This is a genomic window from Bacillus sp. CZDM1 (assembly GCF_055502545.1).
The window spans coordinates 20691-34631 of sequence record NZ_JBUESO010000015.1 but is presented as its reverse complement, the minus strand read 5'-3'; the positions used below and the strand labels follow the sequence as shown (position 1 = coordinate 34631).

Sequence of the window (13941 nt, the reverse complement as noted above, 5' to 3'; positions counted from 1 at the left end):
GAGCGGTGCAAAATCCAGTTACTGTGATACAATCCGTACGACTAGATGATGAGAATGATACATTAGTATTATTAGATCAAACCGTGTTACCAAACGAAACGAATTTCCTAGAATTAAAGGAAATGGAAGATATATGGGATGCGATTTATCAATTAAAGGTTCGTGGAGCACCAGCGATAGGGATCGCAGCGGCATATGGTGCTTATTTAGGGACAAAGAAATCAACAGCAGAAACCTATGAAGCTCTTTTTGAAGACTTCAAGAAGGTGAAGGATTACTTGGCGACTTCACGGCCAACAGCTGTTAATCTATTCTGGGCATTAAATCGGATGGAGGCTCGATTTAAGCAGGAAGCAGGGAAAAGTGCAGCAGAAGTGAAGGCAGCGCTTAAAGAGGAATCTGAGGCGATTCGTGCGGAGGATGAAAAAATCTGTGAAGCGATTGGGGAACATGCACTTTCGCTGCTGGAGCCTGGCTGGGGATTACTCACTCATTGTAATGCGGGAACCATCGCAACAGCCAAATACGGTACAGCATTAGCTCCGATTTATTTAGGACAGGAAAAAGGCTATGACTTCAAAGTTTATGCAGATGAAACGAGGCCGTTGCTTCAAGGAGCACGATTAACGGCGTGGGAGCTGCAGCAGGCTGGAGTAGATGTCACGTTAATTTGTGATAACATGGCTTCCATAGTTATGAAAGAAGGCAAAATTCAGGCAATCTTAGTTGGCTGTGACCGTGTCGCTGCGAATGGGGATGCTGCGAATAAAATTGGAACTTCTGGTGTGGCAATTCTCGCAAAACACTACAATATTCCATTTTATGTCTGTGCACCGCTTTCCACGGTTGATTTAGAATGTCAAACAGGAGATGACATTCACATTGAATTGCGCCCTGCTGAGGAAATTACTTCTAAATGGTATGAGCAATCGATGGCGCCTGAGGGTGTACAAACCTATAATCCTGCCTTTGATGTAACCGATCATTCATTAATCACGGGGATCGTTACAGAAAATGGAATTGCTTATGCACCATATACAGAAAGCCTTCCAAAAATGTTTAAAAAATAAACGATAAAAAGGTACATCACTAAGATTAGTGGTGTACCTTTTTATTTTGATAAGACCTCTAAATGAATCTTTAAAACAACAAACAACTCACTGTGTTTTTCAAGTGCTCATCGTTCTACCATCTGAGGCGGTTCTTCCATCCATCCGTTCTTAATCATAATCTTTGCACCTTCATGGGCATATTCAAAAATATCTTTCGTAAAAGCAGCATTTTTTGCTGCCAAATCGTTCCGTAAACTAAAAGCCGTTCCTACGGCATTACCTCCCATAGAGAAACTACAAAACATACTAGTACAATACATCATGAGCTTATCGGAAAACGGAGGAACTGTTGAACGCGTTGCATTTCCACCTGAGGGAGACGGAATTTGGATACCATCTTCTAAAAATGTTTCACTCATCTCTTTAATAATACTTTTTGCGAGTTCTGCTCCTTTTGTAAAAAAATTTTTCACTTCTGATTTATTGGCACATTGAGCAAACCCAGTAATCATTTGTAACCCAGTCACATTTGATTCAATACCATGAAAAATATAACCAACCTCTATCGTATTTAAGGTTCGCTTGTTACCAAGTTTAGTAAATGGATTCATTCCAGCTAAATAGTTTGTTTCTTTAACAAACTCAACCGAGTTGGGCATAGAAACATACGGAGACCTAGCCAGCATCCCTTTTTCAATCAAATATTGTGTACAAGAATTGTAATATGCTTGGGTGATGGCGGTAAGTTCTTTAAATAACATGACAATATCTTCACGATATACCATGTTTATATTTAGCGTATGCATCCCATACTAATTTCTTTTAGTAACCGTACAAACATGATGTCAAAACCATTATCATATAACTTAGGCACATCTTTGTTAACATCTTCAGAAGTAAACCCCACTGGGATTACAGCCCCTTCACTTTTGAAAATGTTTGTTATTTTGCCAACATAAATGTCGATTTCATTGTATACATCAGTCATGATTTTTTTGGCTTTTTCGTCGTCAGCTTTTTCAATAAAGTATTCTAGTATTCGCAAAATCATCGTTTTCTCTTGGTATGTAAGCCATAGAACTCCAAGTTCGGATGAAGTTATCGCAGGTTTCTCAGGCATACTGAATTCCTCCTATATTTTTTCTTCTTTATTTTGCTCTACTATTGATACACTATCCTAAAAATTTTCTTACTTTAATTGCACCCTTTAAATGAACAAGTAGCTTCTCTTCTAATTATGCATAGTTGTGCTTGCCTTTTTTTAGTGTATTCCAATAAGTAATTCATATCTCTCGGTTAATTGGTAAATAATATCCAAGAGGTGACAGGATGGAAAAGGATAAATTAAAACTCACATCTTCAGAAATAGGAACTTTGTGGGCAGAGTATGTAAACGGAACAGCGGTTGATATTGTAAATAGATATATGTTTTCAATAATTGAGGATGAGTCAATAAAATCCATTTTTGAGGATGCTCTCAAAACTTTCGAAAAGCAAAAGAAACAAATCGTTGTATTTTTGGAGAACGAGAAATTTTCAGTTCCAATTGGATTTACTGAATCTGACCTCTTTAAAGGTAAACCGAGATTGTTCACGGATATATTTTGCCTGAATTATTTACATATCATGACATTACATGGTTTGCTAGGTCACTCTACTTCGTTGGCTGTTTCTGTTAGAGAAGACTTACGGTATTTTTACGACTCTTGTGATAATGATGGGAAAAGGATGTATCATCAAACAATTGATTTATTGCTTGAGAAAGGAAGTTTTCAGAGAGACCCTTTATTTTACCCTGACAAGAATCCTGAATTTATTTCTAGCAAAGATTTTACAGATGGATTTTTCGGAAAGGGTAGAAAATTAGCTGCAACAGAGATCATAAGTATTTCTTTCAACCTTAAAAAGAGTATTATGGCAAAAACTCTTTCTATAGCATTCAGTCAAGTTGCTCAATCAAAAGAAGTAAGAAAATTTTTAGAGCTTTCCCAGGATACAGCTGATGGACAAATAAAAGCCTTTTCAAAAATTATGCAAACGGATAATTTACCAGTTCCTAAGTCCTGGGAAACAGAAGTGACAACTTCTACGGATTCTCCTTTTTCCGATAAGTTAATGCTATATCATATTGGTTTCTTATTCCAAGCTGCACAAAACTATCACGGGGCAGGGTTAGCATCCGCCATGCGAACAGATCTTGTAACGACCTATGAAAGCATCATTCTAAAAAATCTAATGGTAACAAAGAAGTGGTTTAATATTATGGTACAAAATAAATGGTTAGAACAACCACCACTTGCTCCTAATAGAAAAGAAATTGCAAAAAAAGTGTAGCAAAACAATGACTAGGGTATATTTAAGTGAATAAGAGTACATTTGAAAAACTAATGTGGAGCATCGCCCTTCCTGGGTTTGGGCAGTTTTTAAACGGAAAATATTTTAAAGGCACCGTTTTATTGATACTTGAATTTCTGATTAATGTACAAGCTAATTTCAATCAGATTATACTAATGAGTTTTCTCGGGGAAATTGCCAATGCAATAAAACATGCTGATTATCAATGGTTAATGTTTTATCCTTGTTTGTACTTTTTCTCTATGTGGGATGCTGTGAAAGATGCAGGCGGAGGGATAGCCCCTTATTCTTTTATTCCTTATGTGTTTGCCGCATTTTTTGTAACTGTTGGATTGATTTTTTCTTCAAACTTAAAGATATTTGGAGTGTTATGGGGTCCTGTTTGGCTCCCAATGTTGTTTGTTTTACCTGGAATAATAATAGGATTATTTGTTGGTAAAATCTTAAATAAAATATTTTAACAAACCATCACTTCAATAGTAAGTGGATGGTTTTTTTGCTGAATATAACAAACCTGTACTACTGTTAACACTTTTTTAAAATTTAAATAACAAATTGACTAATCACCCATAAAATAAGAATATTGGTAGTAGGTTAATAATAAAGGAGCTCTATTGTATGAAGAAGGATAAGCAAACGTACTATTCTGATCAGGAAGCAAAGGAAATGATCTGCGAAATTGGCAGAAGAGTATATAACAGAAATTATGTAGCAGCGAATGACGGGAATATCTCAGTGAAGGTGGGTCCTAATGAAATTTGGACAACATCTACTGGAGTTAGTAAAGGCTATATGACACCAGACATGATGGTGAAAATGGACCTAACAGGGAAAGTCCTATCGGGAAAATTGAAACCTTCATCCGAGGTGAAGATGCACTTAAGGGTCTACAATGAAAACTCAGAAGTAAATGCAGTTGTTCATGCCCATCCTCCGGTTGCTACCTCATTTGCAATAGCTGGAATTAGTTTAGATAAACCAGTGTTGCCAGAGGCAATTGTCCTGTTAGGTAATGTACCAGTGGCCCCTTATGCTCTGCCAGGAACCCAAGAAGTACCAGATTCCATTGCCCCTTATTGTAAGACACATAATGCTGTTCTTTTGGCTAATCATGGAGCCCTTACATGGGGAAGAGACCTGATGGAGGCTTATTTTCGAATGGAATCACTCGAACATTACGCTACTATCCTTATGTACTCCAACAATATTTTGAAAAAGGCGAATGAATTAAATCAATCCCAAATTACTGATTTAATCAAGATTCGGGAATCAATAGGGATAAAAGCAGGCGGCGTACCGATAAGTGAAGTAGATAGGAAGGCTGAAGAAGAGTAGCTCAATATGTGCAGATAATCGCAAATTAGGAAAAGAAATGAGTGACCCCTTGCTTTATGATTATGGTGAGGGGGAAAGAGGATGAACATATTAAAGAAAAATGATCCGTATCAGGTTTATATTTATACCAGTTTCTTTTCACAATTGTTTTTTACCTTTGTATTTACCGTTAACTTGTTATATCAAGTAGAAATGGTTCAACTTGATCCATTGCAGTTAGTTTTAGTGGGGACTGTTTTGGAGGCGACCGTTTTCATTTTTGAAATCCCAACAGGAATCCTCTCCGATTTAAAAAGCAGAAAGCTCTCTGTCATTATCGGCTTTTTCTTAATTGGGATAGGTTTTATTATTGAAGGGATGTTTCCGATTTTTACAGCTGTGATTCTATCCCAAGTCATTTGGGGGATTGGCTATACCTTTACGAGTGGTTCTCATCAAGCCTGGATTGCAGATGAGATTGGGGAAGAACGGGCTTCTTCAGCATTTGTTAAAGGTGCTAAGGCAGGTAATCTTGGAAAAGTCCTTGCCATTCCATTAAGTATACTGGCAGGGTATTATGTACTCAATTTACCGATTGTTTTAGGCGGCATTGGGCTGGTAGTGCTATCCATCCTTTTAGTTTTCTTTATGAAAGAAGAGAAGTTTAAACCAGCTGAAAAGGGTGAGAGAGTAAGGGTCTGGAAGAATATCAGGGAAAATATGAGTCAAATATTTTATTATTCTAGAGTAAATTATCTCATGAGAATACTTTTTCTGATTGCGTTGTTTTTTGGCTTTTACAGTGAGGGCTTTGACCGCCTGTGGATTCCTCACATTATTGAGCAATCAGGATTTTCAAATTTATCGGACAGTCAGTTAGTTTTGCTGATGGGCGGTGTTCAATTCATTGTTGTCCTTTTGACGTTTGCTGCGCTCCATTATATTGATAATAGTTCCATCCACCAGCATCTTAACCAGATTTACGTGGCTCTTTTTATAGGGAGTATTCTAATTATCAGTTCATTAATTGGTTTTGCATTTACCACATTCGCTGTTGGTTTGTTAATCTTCTTTATCATCATCCAAATTTCAAGGAGCATTATGTATCCATTGGAAACGGTTTGGCTGAATAAAATCATCCCGGATTCATCCACACGGGCTACCTTTTTTTCAGTCAAAGGGCAGGTTGATGCGATTGGGCAAATTGGAGGTGGTCCCGTAATTGGTGTGATTGCTTCAATCTTTACTATTAAAATAGCGATTATGGTTAGTGCGATTATTTTATTGCCTGTTCTTTTCTTATATAACCACATCATGAGAAAAACTAGAGGGTAAATACTTAATGGTAAACTTGCCTGTATAATGAAAGGAAATTACATTTAAAAAAGTCTACATTATTGTAGGCTTTTTTTCATACATTAATTTGGGAGGTGATGAAATGCCTAGAGTAAGAGCTAGAAGTACTGATGTAGATGAAATGGCAAGAATGATGAGAGCAGAAGCAGAAGGCGAAGGAAAGCAAGGAATGTTATATGTTGGAAATGTAATAATAAATCGTGTTGTAGCACAATGCTTAGATTTCAAAGATGTAAACAATATTCATGATGTAATATTTCAAGTGCAAGGAGGAAACTATTCTTTTGAAGCAGTGCAAAAAGGGAATGTATTTTATCAAAGATCAAGAACTTCTGAAAGAAGATTAGCACAACAAAATATTGATAGTTGGAGAGATCATCCAGCGAAATATGCTCTTTGGTATTTTAATCCAACGGCGCCAGGGTGTCCTCCTACATGGTACGATCAACCTCAATCTGGTCAATTTAAAGAACATTGTTTTTATGAACCAATAGCTGGAACATGTGATAGTGTTTATATGGGTTAAAAAGAATAGCAATAATAAAAGGTACTTGGATGTGGTAATTCATAGTAGAAAATGGACAGAAACTGGGAATGGAAAAAATAGGTCTGCACGTTTTTGGTCATAACAAAGCAGCAAGAGGATTATATGATAAATTAGGTTATCAGACTACAAATGTTTTGATGGAAAAAGAAATTTAATACTATCTGTTTTTCAACTATGGGGAAGTTTAGTTCAAAAAGCTACGAAATAAATACGGATGAATAGCTTAGTTCATATGGATTGGGCTATTTTTTTTGCAAAACAAAAGCACCGCAAAAAGCGGTGTGAAATGATATGCATTTTGCTTTACATTTTTAGTTATAAATTCACGTTTTGCGATAGGAAACGGAACCCGTTAAAGTATTAACTTTCTTTGATTGGAATGTGAATCTCCATATAGACTTTGGCGTAATCCCAGTAATGACAATGCTCATCATAGTATTCAAAGTCATATGCCTCTTCATCCATTTCATAAGAAGATTGTGGAAACCATTCCTCTACTATATAATTCCATGTTCCTTTGATCGCTGAAGCAAACATCTCAACCTCAACCAACGGAGTTCTGAACACAGCGTAAGTAGCTGCTGGTATTTGTAATGATGTCAGCCCATCTGGAATTGAAGTATCTTTGTTCAAATCTACAGCAAATAAATAGATAAACTTATCTTCTATGGCTGAAGGACTTAAATTTATACAGTACTCCCCATGTTTTTTGGGGGATAGTGTTTGATATAGAAATCTTTCGATAGAACCGTCTGCCAGCCCTTCTTGCTCCCAAATCGCAGGTGCATCCCTTGTATAAGATACATTTCCCATATTTATCGAGAATGTTTTACCAGCAACCATGAAGGACGGCCTATTCACAATCATAGGCTGCATTACGATGCCGCCCGTGTTCTTTTGATGAATGCTGTTCAAATCTAATTTTTGCGGTAGTGATTTGGGACAATGAATCTTATATAGACTAGGAGGGCTTCCAAAGCATTTTTTAAAGGATTTAGTAAAACCAGCATGGGTTTCAAATCCGTATTCCAACGCAATTTGGATAATTTTTTTCCCATTTACTAATTCGTGTAATGCGTATTGAAGCTTTCTTTTTACTACATAGTCCATCAGTGTATAACCTGTTTGCTTCTGAAAAACTCGATAAAAATGGTATGGGGAATATCCCGCCATTTTTGCTAAGTTTTCTGGGTCTATTTCGTCCTTAATATGTTCTTCAATATAATCGATTACCCGCTGCAGCAAAAGTAACTGTTGAATAAGGATCACCTCGATATTTACCAAATCAAATAAATTATAATTTATATTTGAATTTGTGTGTCAGTATTCTTTCTGTTGAAATTCTGCTGGCTGTCCGTCATTATAAAGATATAGACATTTGTATAAGTATATTTTTACAAAGGAAGTAGATTATGACGGAAGAAAATATAACCAGAATTGATTTGGATGGAAAAGAAATTATATTAATTGGGACGGCGCATGTTTCCAAATTGAGCGTTGAGCAGGTAAAAGAGGTCATTGACCGAGAGCAGCCTGATTCTGTTTGCATCGAATTGGATGACCAACGCTACAAGTCAATTATGGACGGCAACAAATGGAGAGAAATGGATATCTTCAAGGTAATAAAAGAAAAAAAGGCTACATTATTAATCATGAATCTCGCCATTTCATCTTTTCAAAACCGCTTAGCCAAGCAATTTGATACTAAACCGGGTCAGGAAATGATTCAAGGGATTGAATCGGCAAAGGAAATAGGGGCTGAGCTTGTTTTAGCCGACCGTAATATCCAAATTACCTTCTCTCGTATTTGGGGGAATGTTGGTGTCTGGGGAAAAGCCCAGCTGCTCACGTCAATTATCTATAGTATTTTCAATAAAGAAACCATTTCTGAAGAAGAGCTTGAGAAAATGAAGACTCAAGATACATTGAATGCTTCGCTTGCTGAAATCTCAGAGGCATTTCCAAGATTAAAGAAACCTTTAATTGATGAACGAGATCAATACTTAGCTCAAAAAATAAAAGAAGCACCTGGGAAAAAAGTGGTGGCAGTTCTAGGGGCGGCACATGTTCCAGGAATCACAAAAGAAATTCACAATGACCAGGATTTACAGGCTCTCACCAAAACAAAGCCAAAATCAAAAACGCCGCAAATTATCGGCTGGGCAATCCCGGTGTTAATTGTTGCAATTATGGCGTTTACCTTTTTTCTCAATCCATCAGCAGGTATGGATCAAGCGATTAGCTGGATACTTTGGACGGGAATCACGGCTGCAATCGGTGCAACGGTTGCATTCGGACATCCACTGGCTATTTTAGCAGCCTTTTTAGCAGCGCCTATTACTACCTTACATCCCTTACTTGCCGCAGGCTGGGTTTCGGGGATTGTACAAGCCTACATCAAACGCCCAAGTGTCGCAGACTTTGAAACATTATCGGAAGATGTTTTTTCGCTTAAAGGCTTTTGGCGTAATAAATTTACAAGGGTCCTGCTGGTGATTATCCTAACCAACATTGGCGGTTCATTTGGAACCTTTATAGGGGGAGCCGACGTAATCCGTACGTTTTTCAATAATTTATAAAATTGGTACCTTCCTATTGGAAGGTGCCTTTTTTTGCATATGTAGAAGGTTGTCGAACGTTTACTAGGTAATAGTGTGCCAGGCTGAAGTAAAATAGAGGTAATAGACTAGTAGAAGGGGCTGGGAATGGTTGAATATTTATCTCATCCGACATGGTGAAGCAGAACATAATGTGGATAAAACAGTGATGGCACATACTCATGATTCACAGCATAGTTTAACGGAGCTCGGGCATAAACAAGCACAGGTAACGGCTGAATTTTTCAAAACTATCGTCACGCCAAAGACGGTTTTGTACAGTTCTCCTTATTTACGTACATTACAAACGGCTCAAGCGATTCACTCTGCACTGCCAGAAAGTGTTCCGTTTTTCGAAAATCCATTAATAAGAGAGTGGGAGCTTGGCAATCTATATGATTTTACCGATCGCACTCCTGAAAAGAAGAAAGAATTCAAAGCGGCAGGTCAATTTTACTTTCGCTTTCAGAACGGGGAATCATTAGCCGATGTGTACTTGCGAGCAACGATGTTCATGAATACGGTGGTAGAGCGGGTGAAGCAGCAGCAACGGTATGAAAATGTTGTCATTGTCTCACATGCCGCCTTTATTCATATGCTTCTAACTTTTTTGATGAATTGGCCTATTGAGAACTTAAAAAATTTTAAACCAGTAGAAAATGCCTCGATTATTAGAATAAATGAAGTAGATTTAGATTATCAGTACGAGAAAATTTTTGTTCCAATCGTCAACTAATTCCAAAAGGACGCCCTCGATCATTCGGTTGGGGGCGTCCTTTTGTTTGATAATTACTGTAGAATAATTCAACTATTTTCTAGAATAGTAAAATGTTTATTTTTTAAGGTAACAAACAGCATGAAAACGGTTACTTTAAAATTTCCAATTATTTAAATTGACTGAAAAATATAATTATATTATTATTCTAGTATCAACTTTAATCTTTCGTAAGACAAGGGATTACAAATTCATCCAAGAAAGAAGGAACTCATATGTCGCAGATGTTAGCTTTAGTCATTTTAATGGCCATTTTATTTATCGGAGATTTAGTTGCAGTACGTACCAAGGCATGGGTGCCTTCTATATTCGTTTGTGCGGTACTGTTCCTTTTAGGATATTGGACTTTCTTCCCGCAGGACATCGTTGCACTAGCAGGTGTACCGCCAGTTGTAGCGGTAATGATGATGTATTTATTAATTACGAATATGGGAACTTTATTATCACTTCAGGAATTGAAAAATCAGTGGAAAACGATCGTAATTGCTCTATCAGGTATTTTAGGAATTATCGCTGTTCTATTTGGAGTTGGAACATTCATATTTGGTTTTGAGACAATTGTCGTCGCTATTCCTCCTTTGGTTGGCGGTGTCGTATCGGCCTTGATTATGTCAGAGGCAGCGAAGGAAGCGGGTCTTGCTACTTTATCTGTTTTTGCTATCGTTATTTATGTTATGCAAGGTTTTGCTGGATACCCGATCACTTCCATCGTTTTGAAAAAGGAAGGAAAGAGACTTCTGAAACAATATCGCAGTGGACAGCTTGCAGCAGAAGCACAGGGTGAGGCTGCAGCGGAAGTCGCGGCAACAGCAGCAATCAAGCCTGAGTTAAAGCTTTTTAAAAATTTGCCAGAGAAATATAATACAGACTTCTTTAAGTTTTTAAGATTATCATTGGTTGCATACCTTGCCTATCTAACTTCAACTCTTTTAGCACCTGTTGTTACGGTCAGCCCGTTTGTTCTTTGCTTATTGTTCGGGGTAATCGCAACAAGTGTTGGATTCCTAGAAAAGCAGGTTTTACAAAAAGCAAATGGTTTTGGATTTGCCCTTGTAGCACTCATGCTCTTTATTTTTGACGGATTAAAACAAGCAACACCAAGCATGATGCTTGAGATTATTTACCCACTTATCGGCACTATCGTATTAGGGGTAATCGGGATGTACATCTTCTCCTTCATAGTAGGGAAGATTCTAAAAGTTAGTAAAGATATGGCATTCGCTGTTTCACTGACTGCATTATATGGATTTCCAGCCGATTACATTATCACAAACGAGGTTATTAAATCCTTAACAGAAGATGAAAAGGAAAGAGAAATACTGACTAGCTATATGCTCCCTCCTATGTTAGTTGGAGGCTTCATAACGGTAACCATGGTGTCAGTCGTACTAGCAGGTATCTTTGTAGGATTCTTGTAAGAAAGGAATTGTAGTAAATGGAAACGAGAGTTGATATTAATCTTGAACTTGTACAGAACAGAGTAGAAAGCCATATAGACACATTGAGTACCTTTACCGCAACACCGGGTAAAGGTACTACCCGCCTTACCTATAGTCCTGAGGATTTGCAGGCACGCCAATATATAAAAGCAAAAATGAAGGAATACGGTCTAAGTATTCGTGAAGATGGGTTTGGTAATATTTTTGGAAAGCTTGAGGGAACATTAAAGGATGCTCCAAGTGTTCTGATTGGTTCCCATTTTGATTCCGTTCCAAATGGCGGCTCCTATGATGGTCCAGCGGGAGTGGTAGCGGGACTTGAAGTAGCAGCTCTTTTTGCTGAGAATCAATTAACACCAAAATATCCGTTAGAGATCATTGCCCTTGTGGAAGAAGAAGGTTCAAGATTTGGCGGAGGATTGATGGGGTCGCGTGGAATTGTAGGCTTACTAAATGAGGAAGATTTTAATTGTTTAAAAGATAAAGATGGCATATACGCAGTTGAGGCGATGAGGAAAATTGGGCTTGATCCTGATCTTCCGAAAAAAAGAGACCCCAAGACCATGAAAGCATACTTAGAATTGCATATTGAACAAGGTCCTATACTTGAGGAAAAAGGTATTCCAATTGGTGTGGTCGAAGCGATTGTTGGTTTAACGCAATTGGAAGTAACGGTAAAAGGGAAAGCTGGGCATGCGGGTACTACACCGATGGACCGGAGAGCGGATGCGTTAGTTACCTCTGCCAAGATGATTACACAGTTCCCAGAACTTGCAGATTCGGAGGGAGAAGGTACGGTTGTTACAACCGGCCGATTAAATGTCTTTCCAAATGGGGCGAATGTTATTCCAGACGAGGTAGTTTTTACTGTGGACATTCGCTCTGGTAAGGAAGAACACGTATTGAATGTGATTCAAAATGTAAAAACCCTGGCAGATTTGTATTGTGATAAGGGTATTGAGGTAAGTGTGGAGCAGCTTTTATATATTCAACCAAAACAGATGAACAAGGATATTGTCTCTTTGCTAAAGAAAAAGAGCAGTGAACTTGATATACCTAAGTGTTCGATTAACAGCGGAGCAGGTCATGATGCGATGGTCTTTTCCGATTTTACAAATGTAGGCATGCTTTTTATTCCGAGTAAGGATGGTCTAAGTCATTGTCCGGAGGAATGGTCCGATTCACGCCATCTAGCAAATGCAGTCCATATTCTATATGAGGCAGCCAAAAAGTTAACGGAGGCGAAATGAGTAATGATTCATACGAAAATTAAAGAAGCGATTCAAACATATAGTGAAGAACTAACACAATTACGTCGGAAGCTTCATAGTGAGCCAGAGGTATCCTGGGAGGAGTTCAAGACTACTCAATTTGTCTGTGAGTATCTTGATGATTTAGGAATCTCATACAGAAAGACTGAGCCAACTGGTGTTATTGCAGAAATTCAAGGGGGAAGACCGGGAAAAACGGTTGCGTTAAGAGGTGATATGGATGCCTTGCAAGTTGAGGAACTGAACAAGGATCTGCCGTATGCTTCAAAAGTAGATGGAAAAATGCATGCATGTGGACACGACTCACACACAGCAATGCTAATGATTGCAGCAAAAGCGTTAAATGAAATAAAAGAAGAATTACCAGGTAATGTACGTTTATTGTTCCAGCCGGCTGAAGAAGTAGCAGAAGGAGCGAAAGCATTGGTAGAACAGGGAGCAATGGAGGGAGTAGACAACGTTTTTGGCATCCACATTTGGTCACAGATGCCGACACATAAAGTATCCTGCACACCAGGACCATCTTTTGCCTCCGCAGATTTATTTAAAGTGACGTTCAAAGGCAGAGGCGGGCATGGTGCGATGCCTCATGCATGTATTGATACTGCTATTGTAGCTTCATCCTTTGTTATGAATGTACAAACCGTTGTTTCTAGAACGATTGATGCCCAGCATCCTGCTGTTCTAACAATTGGAAAAATGGTTGTCGGAACAAGGTTTAATGTCATTGCAGAAAATGCTGTAATCGAAGGAACAGTCCGCTGCTTCCACCCTGAAACGAGAGATCATATTGAAACGCAGCTCCAGCATTACGCAGACCAGGTTGCTGCACTATACGGTGCAACTGCTAAAGTGGAATACATCCGTGGGACACAAGCAGTAATAAACGATGAATACAGTGCAAAACTAGTACAAACGGTTGCTGCAGAAGCATTTGGGGAAGATGTGGTTTATAACGAAAAACCAACAATGGGCGGAGAAGATTTCAGTGAATATCTCACCCGTGCACCAGGCAGCTTCGCCCTCGTCGGCAGCGGAAATCCAGAAAAAGACACAGAATGGGCCCATCACCATGGCAAATTCAACATCGACGAAGACGCCCTCGCCACGGGCGCCGAACTTTACGCGCAATATGCTTGGGCATATCTAAATCAGTAAAATTAAGAGAACTATTAACAAATAAAAGGGATACCGCCGTTGGCGGTATCCCTTTTATTTTGACTGTCCGTCTGAGG

Annotated in this window: 12 protein-coding genes and 2 pseudogenes; 12 read left to right on the top strand and 2 right to left on the bottom strand. The window is 38.4% G+C overall.

What is annotated here, in order from left to right; genetic code table 11:
* The first annotated feature begins 5 nt into the window (after nt 1-5).
* Nucleotides 6-1070, top strand: a complete 1065-nt coding sequence (mtnA, locus tag ACY3XC_RS24440) for an S-methyl-5-thioribose-1-phosphate isomerase (protein WP_464870905.1) — start codon at nt 6-8, stop codon at nt 1068-1070.
* Between the two features lie 107 nt (nt 1071-1177).
* On the opposite strand, the pseudogene ACY3XC_RS24435 reads toward mtnA, so the two are convergent.
* Nucleotides 1178-2172: pseudogene (locus tag ACY3XC_RS24435) on the bottom strand (DUF3231 family protein).
* Nucleotides 2173-2381: 209 nt separating this feature from the next.
* On the opposite strand from ACY3XC_RS24435, the gene ACY3XC_RS24430 reads away from it, so the two are divergent.
* The 6 genes and pseudogenes from ACY3XC_RS24430 to ACY3XC_RS24405 form a co-directional block, all read left to right on the top strand.
* Nucleotides 2382-3386, top strand: a complete 1005-nt coding sequence (locus tag ACY3XC_RS24430; RefSeq protein ID WP_464870904.1) for a DUF3231 family protein — start codon at nt 2382-2384, stop codon at nt 3384-3386.
* A 26-nt stretch (nt 3387-3412) separates the two neighbouring features.
* Nucleotides 3413-3868, top strand: coding sequence for a hypothetical protein (locus tag ACY3XC_RS24425; protein WP_464870903.1), 456 nt, complete (start codon nt 3413-3415; stop codon nt 3866-3868).
* Nucleotides 3869-4025: 157 nt separating this feature from the next.
* A complete protein-coding gene (locus tag ACY3XC_RS24420; RefSeq protein WP_464870902.1) occupies nt 4026-4742 on the top strand; it encodes a class II aldolase/adducin family protein in 717 nt (238 codons plus the stop codon).
* 81 nt (nt 4743-4823) lie between these two features.
* A complete protein-coding gene (locus ACY3XC_RS24415; RefSeq protein WP_464870901.1) occupies nt 4824-6056 on the top strand; it encodes an MFS transporter in 1233 nt (410 codons plus the stop codon).
* Nucleotides 6057-6159: 103 nt separating this feature from the next.
* A complete protein-coding gene (locus ACY3XC_RS24410; protein WP_179159507.1) occupies nt 6160-6603 on the top strand; it encodes a cell wall hydrolase in 444 nt (147 codons plus the stop codon).
* A gap of 56 nt (nt 6604-6659) precedes the next feature.
* Nucleotides 6660-6779, top strand: a pseudogene (locus ACY3XC_RS24405) (N-acetyltransferase); the annotation flags it as partial.
* Nucleotides 6780-6984: 205 nt separating this feature from the next.
* Here the strand turns inward: ACY3XC_RS24405 and ACY3XC_RS24400 are convergent.
* The gene (locus ACY3XC_RS24400) at nt 6985-7893 is read right to left on the bottom strand and encodes an AraC family transcriptional regulator (protein ID WP_464870900.1); all 909 of its coding nucleotides are present in this window, start codon (nt 7891-7893) and stop codon (nt 6985-6987) included.
* A 143-nt stretch (nt 7894-8036) separates the two neighbouring features.
* Between ACY3XC_RS24400 and ACY3XC_RS24395 the strand changes: the two genes are divergently transcribed.
* The 5 genes from ACY3XC_RS24395 (at nt 8037) to ACY3XC_RS24375 (ending at nt 13864) form a co-directional block, all read left to right on the top strand.
* Complete coding sequence (locus ACY3XC_RS24395) at nt 8037-9203, top strand: TraB/GumN family protein (protein ID WP_464870899.1); 1167 nt, start codon at nt 8037-8039, stop codon at nt 9201-9203.
* Nucleotides 9204-9333: 130 nt separating this feature from the next.
* Complete coding sequence (locus tag ACY3XC_RS24390) at nt 9334-9957, top strand: histidine phosphatase family protein (RefSeq protein WP_464870898.1); 624 nt, start codon at nt 9334-9336, stop codon at nt 9955-9957.
* Nucleotides 9958-10211: 254 nt separating this feature from the next.
* On the top strand, nt 10212-11414 hold the full coding sequence (locus ACY3XC_RS24385) for a hypothetical protein (RefSeq protein WP_464870897.1): 1203 nt from the start codon (nt 10212-10214) through the stop codon (nt 11412-11414).
* 17 nt (nt 11415-11431) lie between these two features.
* A complete protein-coding gene (locus ACY3XC_RS24380) occupies nt 11432-12685 on the top strand; it encodes an allantoate amidohydrolase (protein WP_464870896.1) in 1254 nt (417 codons plus the stop codon).
* Between the two features lie 3 nt (nt 12686-12688).
* Nucleotides 12689-13864 carry an amidohydrolase gene (locus tag ACY3XC_RS24375; RefSeq protein ID WP_464870895.1) on the top strand — a complete coding sequence of 392 codons (1176 nt, stop codon included), beginning with the start codon at nt 12689-12691 and terminating at the stop codon, nt 13862-13864.
* The last annotated feature ends 77 nt before the right edge of the window (nt 13865-13941 follow it).

Bases quoted from the DNA above. Each gene is read 5' to 3' on its own strand.
- ACY3XC_RS24410 (WP_179159507.1), top strand. From the start codon at position 6,160: ATGCCTAGAGTAAGAGCTAGAAGTACTGATGTAGATGAAATGGCAAGA.
- ACY3XC_RS24380 (WP_464870896.1), top strand. From the start codon at position 11,432: ATGGAAACGAGAGTTGATATTAATCTTGAACTTGTACAGAACAGAGTA.
- ACY3XC_RS24420 (WP_464870902.1), top strand. From the start codon at position 4,026: ATGAAGAAGGATAAGCAAACGTACTATTCTGATCAGGAAGCAAAGGAA.
- ACY3XC_RS24385 (WP_464870897.1), top strand. From the start codon at position 10,212: ATGTCGCAGATGTTAGCTTTAGTCATTTTAATGGCCATTTTATTTATC.
- ACY3XC_RS24395 (WP_464870899.1), top strand. From the start codon at position 8,037: ATGACGGAAGAAAATATAACCAGAATTGATTTGGATGGAAAAGAAATT.
- ACY3XC_RS24415 (WP_464870901.1), top strand. From the start codon at position 4,824: ATGAACATATTAAAGAAAAATGATCCGTATCAGGTTTATATTTATACC.
- ACY3XC_RS24375 (WP_464870895.1), top strand. From the start codon at position 12,689: ATGATTCATACGAAAATTAAAGAAGCGATTCAAACATATAGTGAAGAA.
- ACY3XC_RS24430 (WP_464870904.1), top strand. From the start codon at position 2,382: ATGGAAAAGGATAAATTAAAACTCACATCTTCAGAAATAGGAACTTTG.